Source organism: Ilumatobacter sp., from assembly GCF_049588435.1.
Lineage (GTDB): Bacteria > Actinomycetota > Acidimicrobiia > Acidimicrobiales > Ilumatobacteraceae > Ilumatobacter_A.
Window position 1 is genome coordinate 1 of sequence record NZ_JBAVYV010000341.1, and the last position, 10137, is coordinate 10137.

Annotated in this window: 10 protein-coding genes; 5 read left to right on the forward strand and 5 right to left on the reverse strand. The window is 66.5% G+C overall.

The window, feature by feature from the left end:
* On the forward strand, nucleotides 1–893 hold an 893-nt coding region (locus WBV89_RS13305; RefSeq protein ID WP_423981834.1), incomplete at its 5' end, for an RNA polymerase sigma factor.
* A 122-nt stretch (nucleotides 894–1015) separates the two neighbouring features.
* The gene (locus tag WBV89_RS13310; RefSeq protein ID WP_423981835.1) at nucleotides 1016–2026 is read left to right on the forward strand and encodes a DUF302 domain-containing protein; all 1011 of its coding nucleotides are present in this window, start codon (nucleotides 1016–1018) and stop codon (nucleotides 2024–2026) included.
* A gap of 197 nt (nucleotides 2027–2223) precedes the next feature.
* Here WBV89_RS13310 and WBV89_RS13315 read toward each other — a convergent pair whose 3' ends face one another.
* From WBV89_RS13315 to WBV89_RS13325, 3 genes are all read right to left on the reverse strand, one after another.
* The gene (locus WBV89_RS13315) at nucleotides 2224–3438 is read right to left on the reverse strand and encodes an MFS transporter (RefSeq protein WP_423981836.1); all 1215 of its coding nucleotides are present in this window, start codon (nucleotides 3436–3438) and stop codon (nucleotides 2224–2226) included.
* An 81-nt stretch (nucleotides 3439–3519) separates the two neighbouring features.
* Nucleotides 3520–3999 (reverse strand): FAD-dependent monooxygenase, encoded by a 480-nt coding sequence (locus WBV89_RS13320; RefSeq protein ID WP_423981837.1) that lies wholly within the window; start codon nucleotides 3997–3999, stop codon nucleotides 3520–3522.
* 19 nt (nucleotides 4000–4018) lie between these two features.
* On the reverse strand, nucleotides 4019–4480 hold the full coding sequence (locus WBV89_RS13325) for an SRPBCC family protein (RefSeq protein ID WP_423981838.1): 462 nt from the start codon (nucleotides 4478–4480) through the stop codon (nucleotides 4019–4021).
* Nucleotides 4481–4564: 84 nt separating this feature from the next.
* Here WBV89_RS13325 and WBV89_RS13330 point away from each other — a divergent pair, with 84 nt between their 5' ends.
* The gene (locus tag WBV89_RS13330; RefSeq protein WP_423981839.1) at nucleotides 4565–4729 is read left to right on the forward strand and encodes a hypothetical protein; all 165 of its coding nucleotides are present in this window, start codon (nucleotides 4565–4567) and stop codon (nucleotides 4727–4729) included.
* A gap of 8 nt (nucleotides 4730–4737) precedes the next feature.
* Here WBV89_RS13330 and WBV89_RS13335 read toward each other — a convergent pair whose 3' ends face one another.
* Nucleotides 4738–5688, reverse strand: a complete 951-nt coding sequence (locus WBV89_RS13335; RefSeq protein ID WP_423981840.1) for a class II glutamine amidotransferase — start codon at nucleotides 5686–5688, stop codon at nucleotides 4738–4740.
* 230 nt (nucleotides 5689–5918) lie between these two features.
* Here WBV89_RS13335 and WBV89_RS13340 point away from each other — a divergent pair, with 230 nt between their 5' ends.
* Complete coding sequence (locus WBV89_RS13340; protein WP_423981841.1) at nucleotides 5919–6782, forward strand: VOC family protein; 864 nt, start codon at nucleotides 5919–5921, stop codon at nucleotides 6780–6782.
* Nucleotides 6783–7033: 251 nt separating this feature from the next.
* Nucleotides 7034–9694: an ATP-binding protein gene (locus WBV89_RS13345; RefSeq protein ID WP_423981842.1), complete on the forward strand. Its 2661-nt coding sequence runs from the start codon at nucleotides 7034–7036 to the stop codon at nucleotides 9692–9694.
* Between the two features lie 346 nt (nucleotides 9695–10040).
* Here the strand turns inward: WBV89_RS13345 and WBV89_RS13350 are convergent, their stop codons facing one another.
* Nucleotides 10041–10124: a hypothetical protein gene (locus WBV89_RS13350; RefSeq protein ID WP_423981843.1), complete on the reverse strand. Its 84-nt coding sequence runs from the start codon at nucleotides 10122–10124 to the stop codon at nucleotides 10041–10043.
* Nucleotides 10125–10137 lie beyond the last annotated feature (13 nt).

Consider the following 10137-nt stretch of genomic DNA (forward strand, 5'->3'; position numbering starts at 1 on the left):
CCTTGCAGCTCTACTTCCTGTGCGCCCACCCCGACCTGACCGCCTCGTCGGCGGTCGCGCTCACCCTCCGCGCCGTCGGCGGGTTGACCACCGCGCAGATCGCCCAGGCGTATCTCGTGCCGGAAGCAACGATGGCGCAGCGGATCAGCCGCGCCAAGCGCACCGTCGCCAACAGCGGCCTCGACCGCCCGGGAGATCTGGCCATCGTGTTGAAGGTGCTGTACCTCGTGTTCAACGAGGGCTACAGCGGCGACGTCGACCTCGCTGCGGAGGCGATACGACTCGCCCGGCAAATCGCCTCGGTCACCGACCAGCCCGAGGTGCACGGTCTCGTCGCACTGATGCTGCTGCATCACGCACGTCGCGCGAGCCGAACCAACGCGGACGGGGGCATCGTGACCCTCGCCGACCAAGACCGCAGCCGCTGGGACACGGACATGATCGCCGAGGGTGTCGAGATCCTGCAGTCCGCACTCGCACTCGACCGGCTCGGCGAGTACCAGGTCCAGGCAGCGATCGCAGCGCTGCACGCCGACGCCCGGCAATTCGACCAAACCGACTGGCCCCAAATCGTCGAGTGGTACGACGAGTTGCTGCGCTTCACCGACACCCCGATCGTGCGCCTCAACCGGGTCGTCGCGGTCGGCGAAGCCGCCGGACCTCTCGCCGGACTCGCCGCGCTCGCCACAATCGACCACGACACTGCGAGATACGACGCAGTCGCAGCGCACCTTCACGAACGAAACGGCGACCTCGAACTCGCAGCCGACCTCTACGCCGAAGCGGCGCACCACGCGCGCAACGTCGCCGAACGCGACCACCAAAGCCGACAAGCAGCCCGCGTCTGTCAGATCCTCCGCGAACGATCCTCGGCACCCGCCACCGAAGACTGACCGACGAACCGTCGCAGAACCTCGAAGTCAGGAGCCGGCACTATCCAGCCGTCGCCGTTTCGGCCAGGGTCGATCGGGTAGGCCCGGTCGATACCGATCCGCCCACCAGAACGGAGCGCACGATGAAGCGCACGACCCTCCTTCCCCTTCTCACGGCCGTTGGCCTCGCCGTGACCGCCTGCACCTCGAGCGACTCCTCGTCGGACTCGAGCCCCACGACGCTCGCCCCCGAACCGGCGGCCACCGACGCGCCGACCACCAGCCCCGTCGGTGATCAACCGCCCGAGCAGGTCGACCCCAACCTTGCACCCGGAGTGCTTTCGCAGAACAGCACGCAGTCGTTCGACGACAGCGTCGCTGCACTCACCACAGCGATCGAGGGCAACGAGGCGCTGACACTCGTCGCAACGATCGACCACGCGGCCAATGCCGCGTCGGTGGGCCTCGATCTGGCACCGACCACCGAACTGATCTTCGGCAACCCGATGCTCGGCACGCCGCTGATGCAGGCGAACCCCGGGACCGGGCTCGACCTGCCCCAGAAGATCCTGATCACCGAAGATGACGAGGGTGCCGTCGACGTGTACTGGAACAGCGCCGAGTACCTGCGGTTGCGCCACGGCCTGACCGGCGTCGACGAGCAGCTCACCACGATTGCCGATGCCCTGACGACGCTCGGCAACGCTGCCGCCGGGACGCCGGACGCTCTGCCGTTCATCGGTGTTCCAGCGGAGATCACGGAGTCGGCCGGGATCACGTCGGCCTCCGCTCCGGGAACGGCACGAGATGCCGCTGATCGGCTGATCGCGGCGATCGACGCAAACCCTGACCTCGTCCTCGTGGCCGAGATCGATCACCAGGCCAATGCGGGCAGCGCTGGCCTCGAGTTGCAGCCGATCATCGAAGTGATCTTCGGCAACCCGAACATCGGCACACCGTTGATGCAGGCCAACCGGACCGTCGGGATCGATCTGCCCCAGAAGATGCTGTTCGTCGAAGGCGACGGTGGTGTCACGATCACGTACAACGATCCGACGTTCATCGCGGAACGTCACGGCATCGACCCGTCACTGCCGCAGATCGACATGGCAACCGGAGCGCTTGCCAAGCTGGCCACCGCCGCTGCAGGCTGACCCCGAACCGTTTCACCTGGGTGCCACCCGGTCAGTGGCGAGTAGCGCCACGTCACGACGACGGTCGACAACACAGATCTTGCCCTTCCCCTTGGGTCGGCGCCTTCTCGCGGCAGCCCTCGCAACTCTCGCCTGACGGTGCGTGCACGCCCTCGGTGCTGGGGCTTCGACCCGCCGGCGAGGTGCCATGCAGATCGTCATCGACTGGCTGCGGGTGGTTCCGCTGGGAGTCGGCTCGCGAATGCCGCGCCGATGAAGGACACGGCGGCGGACAGGACGAAGACCCATGTGAACGATCCGAGCCCGTCGGCGATCGCCCCGCCGATCTGGGGTGAGATCATCTGGGTGACACCGAACGCGAGCGTCGCCGCACTGAAGGCGGGCCCGTAGGTGTCGACCGTCGTGTTGTCGACGATGTGAGCGATGATCAGCGACGGCATCCCGGAGAACATCAATCCGATCCCGAACGCAGCGAACGCGACCCACGGTTGTCGTCCCGTCAAGACGAGCAGTGCGCACAGCCCGAAGACGACGAACGTCGAGGTCAGTGTGAACCGTCTCCCGATGCGATCCGAGAGTCGTCCGAGTGAGAGCCCGCCGATGACGGTCGCTGCGCCGACGAGCGAGAACATGTGAGCCGCGGCGCTCGACGAGAACCCGCTGTCGTCCTCGAGTCGCGCGACGAGGAATCCGATGACCAGGATGTACGCGAACCCGAACGCCGCATACGCGATCACCGCGGGGACCCAGCCGCGCACGGAACGCAACGCGGTGATCCCGCCGAACCCGCCCGCTCCGGACGGGCGGTCACCCTGCGATCGCAGGAACAGGAACGTTCCGAGCAGCACGACCAAGGCGATCGCGAACTCGATGCGGTACAGGGTCTGCCAGAACGACGCGCCGTCGCCGCGACGTTCGAGGTACCCGGCCATCTGGCCGGCGAACACGATCCCCAGCCCGACCCCCGACCCGACGAAGCCGACCGCGAGTCCGGACCGATTCGGCGGCAGTGACCGGGCCGCGATCGCGGGCACGGGGATCCAGATGACCGCGCCCCCGATTCCCATCGCGATCAGGGCGAGTGCGAGGACCGGCCCCGAGGGAGCGATCGACGCGAGGCCGAGCGCCGCGGTCGAGATCACCAGTCCGATCCGCACGAGCCCGACCAGGGTGACCCGCGACGACGCCCACGACACGGCCAGCGTGCCGACGAGGTAGGCCGCCACGTTGAGGGTCCCGAAGAAGCCGGCAAGCGAGTTCGAGCCACCCAGCAGGTCGTCGCGAGCATCGGGCAACACCACGCCCCACGTGAAACGTCCGAATGCCTGAGCGACGCAGGTCGCCGCCATGACCAGAGCGATGACCATCCACACCCGCTCGCGCGGTTCCGGAATCACGAGATCGGGACTCATCGGGCCGATGTCGTCGGCCAGTCCGCGGCGATGAACTGGGTGACCGTCGTGGTCCCGAAGAGAACGCCGATGACGTCGGGGTCAGCGGACATCGTTGTGGTCGCTTCGGCGATGTCGGCTGCTTCGAAGATGATCAACGACCCGCACATGTTGCCCGCAGCGTCGAGCCTCGTAGCCGGTGACCCGGTGCCCGGTGCGGACGGCGTCTGGTCCGAGGCGGTCGAGGACGGCCCGATACAGCAGCATCTGCAACTCGCCTCGGTGGACGGAGTATTGGGGCCAGTGGTATCCGGCGGAACGTCCTCGACGCTGCGACCACACGACGTTGCCGCTCCGCCCGGCGAGCGTCCATTCGTCGGCTTCGACGCCGATGCGGTCGAGGTCGTCGGCGAACCCCAGGTCGAACAGCTCGCGAATGGCGTTGGGCTGCAGGTTGATTCCGACTCCGAGTGGGGCGACCCTCCGGTCCGATTCGAGGACCGTGGCATCGACACCGATCTGATGACATGTCAACGCCATCGCCAGCCCGGCAATGCCGCCTCCGGCGATCAACACAGTCACGACGGCGGACGTTCGTGGCTCAGGCCTCGAGTGCGGTAGCGAGTCGTTCGAGTGTGGCCGCCATGCCTGCCTTGTTGTGGGTCTCGCGATCGTCGACCCCGGAGATCTCGGTGGACATGGCTTGGAACGAGTCGGGAATGAAGCTCAGATTGAACTCGGTCACGACGCACCCGTCATCGATGGGCTCGATCTCGTAGCCCCAGCGGGAGAAGCGGAATCCGTCGGCGTCACCCTCGAACACGAAGCGTCGGTTGGGGTCGCACTCGACGACGACGGCGCGGGTGGTCCACTCGAAGTCTCCGTTGCGGTTCTCGCCCTCGAACCAGGCATCGGTCGCTGGGCCGGTCGCGCCGTCGACCCATCGGGCCGTGTGACACTCGGGGGACCACTCGCCCATGCGGGTGATGTCGGTGACTGCGGACCACACGGCGGTGGGATCGGCGGCAATGGTTCTGCGGACTTCGATGCGGTCGTGGCTCACAACATCGCACCCTAGGTTCTGGCTCTGCTCAGCGCGTTCACGGCGGGGGTCGGGAGTGCGGCAGGTGCTTCGTCGTCGCCGATGATGACCGTCAGACCAGGCCCCACTGGCGGAGCACGACGGCGACGATCACTGCTGACGCTGCGCCACGAGCTCGACGGAAGCCCCCTCGACGACTTGGCGAGCGATCTCGCCGACGCCGTCAACGTGATCGGAACCGTCGCCGTCGACAGCCCCGATCCCGGCTGACTCCGATGTCAGGTGTCCAGCTCGCGAATCGTCTTCGAGATGTCGTCGCCGCTGCGTTCGAGCACGACCATCTCACCGAACGCGACCTCCGACCAATCGTCGGTGTCCTCGGTGAGCGGTTCGGAGGCGAAGATGGCCGACGTCGCCTCGTCGGCGGGTGTCACGTCGACGCCGTAGGACTGTTCGTAGTCCTCGAAGTTCCGACCCGTCATGACATACATGGGTTCGAGGAGCATCGCGAGCGAATGGTCGTCGGTGCCCGGCGCGGCGTCGCGCAGTTCTCGCCAGTCGCCGGTCGGGTGGGCCTCACCCTCGTGACCGAGGCCGTAGTTGACCCCGATGATGCGATCCCGTGCGACCAGCGCCATCTTCAGTTTGGTCAGCCCGGCGAGGTCGAGTTTCTTCATCGCTTGCCCGATGACACGCAACATCTCCTCGAGGCCGCGTTGCACCTCGTCGTTGCTGTCTCCGTCGAGCAGTGAGAGGAGCAGCACGTACAAGAACTCGGTGTCGGTCGTGCCGCGCATCTGTTCGAGGTACTCGTCCTTGCAGTGCACCAGCAGCTCCCGCTGCAGCACCTGCCAATGCGGCAGCGAACCGTTCTGAGCGATGATGAAGGGTGTCCCGTGGAATGAGAACGGGTGGCAGTTCTCGTCGGCGAGCACCGTGCCGGCGTCGTATGCGGCAGCTCTCACGTGTGCGAGCAGAGTGCTCGCCTGCAAGCTCGGAATGATCCCCTCGGCATTGTCGTCGTAGAACGCCGCCATCGGACGTCGGTACCGCAACGGCTCATCCGGCTTCAGCAGATGTTCACTCCACGCGCCGAATCCCCAGCCCGCCAACTGCAGGAGCGGGTGCATCTCGGGGTCCAGCGTCTGGTTGATCAGGCTGTTCTCCGGCGCCAGGAGCAGGCTCCCGCATGGAATCTCCGGGCCTACATAGGCGAGAACTCTGCACATCGATGGCTCCTCGGTCGCTCTGCACGCGGTGTCTCCGACGTGCAGGCGTCGGTGTACCACGATCGAGATCCGCTCAACCATGAGTCCGCTGCAACGATCGGTGCATCGCACGGAGACATCGCAGCGTGACGGAAGTTGGGAATTCCGGACAGAAACTGACCGGATGTGGTTCTACGTTCGTCTCGAGGAGGCGGTGACAGCACCGCCTCGCCGACGATGAGGAGAATCCGATGACCGACCGAGACCGCTACATCCCAGGCGTTCCATGTTGGGCCGACGCCGTGTACGCCGATCCGGCGACCGCGGCTGCGTTCTATGCCGAGTTGTTCGGCTGGGACTGCGAGAACACGATGCCGGCCGAAGCGCCCGGCGAGTACTTCATGGCGCGCGTCGACGGCCGGGATGCGGCAGCGCTCGCGTCGCACTCCGGCACGGCTCCGACCGATCCGACGTGGAACACCTACGTCTGGGTCGACGACGCCGACGCCACGACCAAGGCCGCACGGCAAGCCGGCGCCACGATCGTCAGCGAGCCGTTCGACGTGTTCGATGCGGGCCGGATGGCGACGTTCAGCGATCCGGAAGGCGCGACGATCTCGGTGTGGCAACCGGCCCGGCACCGTGGATCGCTCGTGGTGAACGAGCACGGCGGCGTCAACTTCAACGACCTGTACACCCGCGATCCCGCTCGGGCCGCCGACTTCTACGGAACGGTGTTCGGGTGGGAGCTCATCGAGCCCGGTCCGGGGATGTTCATGTGGGGCATGCCCGCCTATGGCGACTTCCTGGAGGAACTGAACCCGGGCATGCGCGCCGGAATGGCAGACATGGGTGCTCCCGCAGGGTTCGAGAACGTCGTCGCCAGCGTCGTCGTGATCGACTCGGCGGACACCGACGCAGCGGCGCACTGGGGGATCACGTTCGGGGTCGATGACGCCGATGCTGCCGCGGCCGACGCGCAGCGACTCGGCGGCAGGGTGATCAGCGCACCCGCCGACCTGCCCTGGGTCCGCAGCACCACGCTCGAGGACCCGCAGGGCGCCACGTTCGTCGCCAGCCAGTTCAAACCGGAGAACCAGAACCTTCTCGGCTGACGGCGATGGCGATCGATCCGTGTCCACCGGATCATTTCGACGGATGTCGGGACATCGGGGACCACACCGGCAGCGCTTCGTCAGACACTCGACGCCCCGCTCCATGGTGCTGCACCACTGACAATGGGTGGATTCGTACACGCTGTTCGGAATGACCGCGAGCGGAAGTTGACACGTGCGCGAGACTCGATTCGTGGGGTCGGGAGGAGCTGCAGCGGAGCACGATGCTCGAACGCGGACGAGGTTCGGTCATGACTGCTGAGACGGCACCAGCGGAATCGCCCAACGCGCTCCCGTCCGGAATGGTCACGTTCCTGTTCACGGATATCGAAGGTTCGACGAAGATCTTGAAACGATTGCCCGATCGAGCGCCCGACATCTTCGATCGTCACAACCAGATCGTGCGGGCAGCACTCGATCGGGGTGGTGGGCACGAGGTCGGCACGGAGGGTGACGCGTTCTTCGTCGCATTCGCCGAAGCCGACGATGCGCTTGCGACGTGCGCCGAGATCCAGACAGCCCTCGCCGCAGAGACCTGGCCGGACGGCGGGACAATCCGCGTCCGGATGGGTGTCCATACCGGTACGGCCGCTCCTCGCGGCGACAACTACGTCGCTCTCGCCATCCACCAGGCGGCGCGGGTCGTGTCCGCGGCCCATGGCGGCCAGATCATCGTCAGCGACACGACGCTGTCGTACACGCGGGGACCCCCGCCGGGCAGCGTTGTCCCCCTCGGCAAGTTCCGGGTCCGCGACTTCGACCAGCCCGAACTGCTCCACCGCCTCGATCCTCGGAACGTCCCGATCGTCGATCGGCCCCTTCGTGCGCTCCCGGCCGGTGGGCACAATCTCGTGAAACCCCCCACCTCGTTCGTGGGCCGTGGCCGCGAGATGCGCGAGGTTGCCGCGCTGCTCGACACGCAACAGGTCCTGACTTTGGTCGGACCGGGAGGGACGGGCAAGACCCGACTGGCGATCGAGTGTGCGCTCGCAGCTGTCGACGACTGGGACGACGGCGTGTGGTTCGTTGCGTTGGCCGACGTGGATGACGACTCGCTCGTGCCCGCGGCGATTGCCGACGCCCTCGGGCTGGCTCCGTCCGACTCAGACCGATGGCCCGACGTGATGTCCTGGGCACGTGAAAGCAGGTCGTTGCTCGTCATCGACAACGTCGAGCACCACATGCCGGCGTGCACCGAGCTCCTTCCTCAATTGACCCGATACTCGGGAGTCGCAGTGATGACCACGAGTCGCGAGCCGCTTGGAGTCGCCGGCGAGCAGCAGTATCGAGTCGGTCCGCTCGACGTCGAGACACCCGCTGTCGACAGCTCGGACTCGGACTGGTCGGTCGCCGTCCAGCTGTTCGTCGACCGGGCCAGGGCGCGACGACCTGACTTCGACCTCGACGACGCAACGACACTCGAGGTGACCCATCTGTGTGCCGAGCTCGACGGGCTCCCGCTCGCGATCGAGATCGCAGCGGCGCGGGTGGCCGTCATGACGGTTCCCGAGATCCTCGTCGGCCTCCACGACCGCTTCGGCCTCCTCAAGAGCTCTGACCGCACCCTGCCGACTCGGCACCGAACGATGGCCGACCTGCTCTCGTGGAGCTACGAACTGCTCGAACCGTCCGAGCAGGTCGCGTTTCGCCGACTCGGCGTGTTCGCCGGCAGCTTCTCGGTCTCGGCGGCGGGTGGGGCGCTCGCCGATGACGATCTCGCCGTCGATGATGTCCCTGAACTCGTGTGGTCGCTCGTCGACAAGTCGCTGGTGGTCGCCGACCTCACGGAGCACGGGACGCGGTATCGCCTCCTCCACACGGTCGAGGAGTTCGCCGAAGGCCTGCTCATCGAGCACGGCGAGGATCTCGCAACCGGCGGCCGAGCGGCCCGGGGTCTGCTGGACCTCGTCGGACCGTGGCTGACACCGGATCGCGGGTGGATCGGTGAGGTCGCCGTCGAACTCGCCAACATCCGCTCGCTGATCGCCCGGCTGGCGCTGAACGACCCGGAGACAGCGCAGCAGTTGGCGTGTTCGCTCGCTCGATACCACCAGGCAGCGAACTCGTTCCGGAGCGGGATCGAAGAGGTCACTCGGGCAGCGATGTCGCTCGATGCCCCCACACCGACTCGGGTCGTGATGCTCACTGCTCTGGCCGACCTCCACCTGCGTTGCGCGGAGACGGCCAAGGCAACCGAACTACTCGATGAGGCGCAGGTCCTGGCCGACGACGTGGGCGCACCGGAGTGGGAGGACGCCGCACTCGACCGCACCCGCGGCGAGATCCTGCTCCGTGAGGGTCGGCACGACGACGCCATCCACGTCGCGGATCGGGCGCTCGATCGGGAGTTGTCGCTGCACGGGCAGGCAAGGATGCGCAACCTTGCCGGAATCGCCCGCTATGAATCCGGTGATTTGTCCGGGGCCTTCGAGGCGCTGGCGAGCGAGCTCTCGATCTACGAGCAGCTGGGGTTCGAGGCGCGCATCGCCAGTGCACACGGCAATCTGGCGGAAATCGCGATGCATCTCGGTCAGTACGACCTCGCCGCGTCACATCAACAAGCGTGCCTCGACCTCGCACTCGAGATCGGACAACCGGTGATGATCGCCTACTCGGCGATCGTTGCCGCTCGCCTCACTGCGCGCGACGGGGACTGGGAGTTGGCGGTTCGGCTCCAGTCGTCGGCTCAGCGCGAGATGGCCGCAGCCAGCCACACCCTGTACAGCGCCGACCAAGCCGAGCTCGATGCGCTCCGTGTGCGAGCGACCGAGAAATTGGGGGAGGACGTTGTCGCGGCTCAATCGACCCTCGGCGCTGATCTGGGCATCGTCGCGACGGCATCGCTCGCCACCGCAGTCCTCGCCGCGGTACGAGCTCCACCCGATCCGCCAACCGAAGGGAAACCATCATGAGCGACAAGCTTCCGGCCTCCGAGCCGTCCCCCGCAGTCGACGATCCATTGCACGATCCGCCCTATCCCAACACACCGTGGCGCGAGCGCGTCACCTACTCGCCACGGGCCGGCGGATACGCACGGCGTCCAGGACACCTCCTCTGCCTGATCCCAGAGGCATATCTGCGGGCGTATTCGATCGTCCATCCCGGCGCCGCGGTCCCCGACAGGCAAGCATTCGAAAGGGCGGGCATCGGGTGCGAGAGCGAGAAGGTGTACCTGTTGAAGTTCGAAGAGAGCGCCGGCAGATCCGTCGAGGACCTCGTCGACGTGCTCGCCGAGGAGAACCTCCCGTCCGAACCCAATTACGTGATGTTCGCGAATCCGATGTTCGCGAATCCGATGTTCGCGAATCCGATGTTCGCGAATCCGATGTTCGCGAATCCGATGTTCGCGAATCCG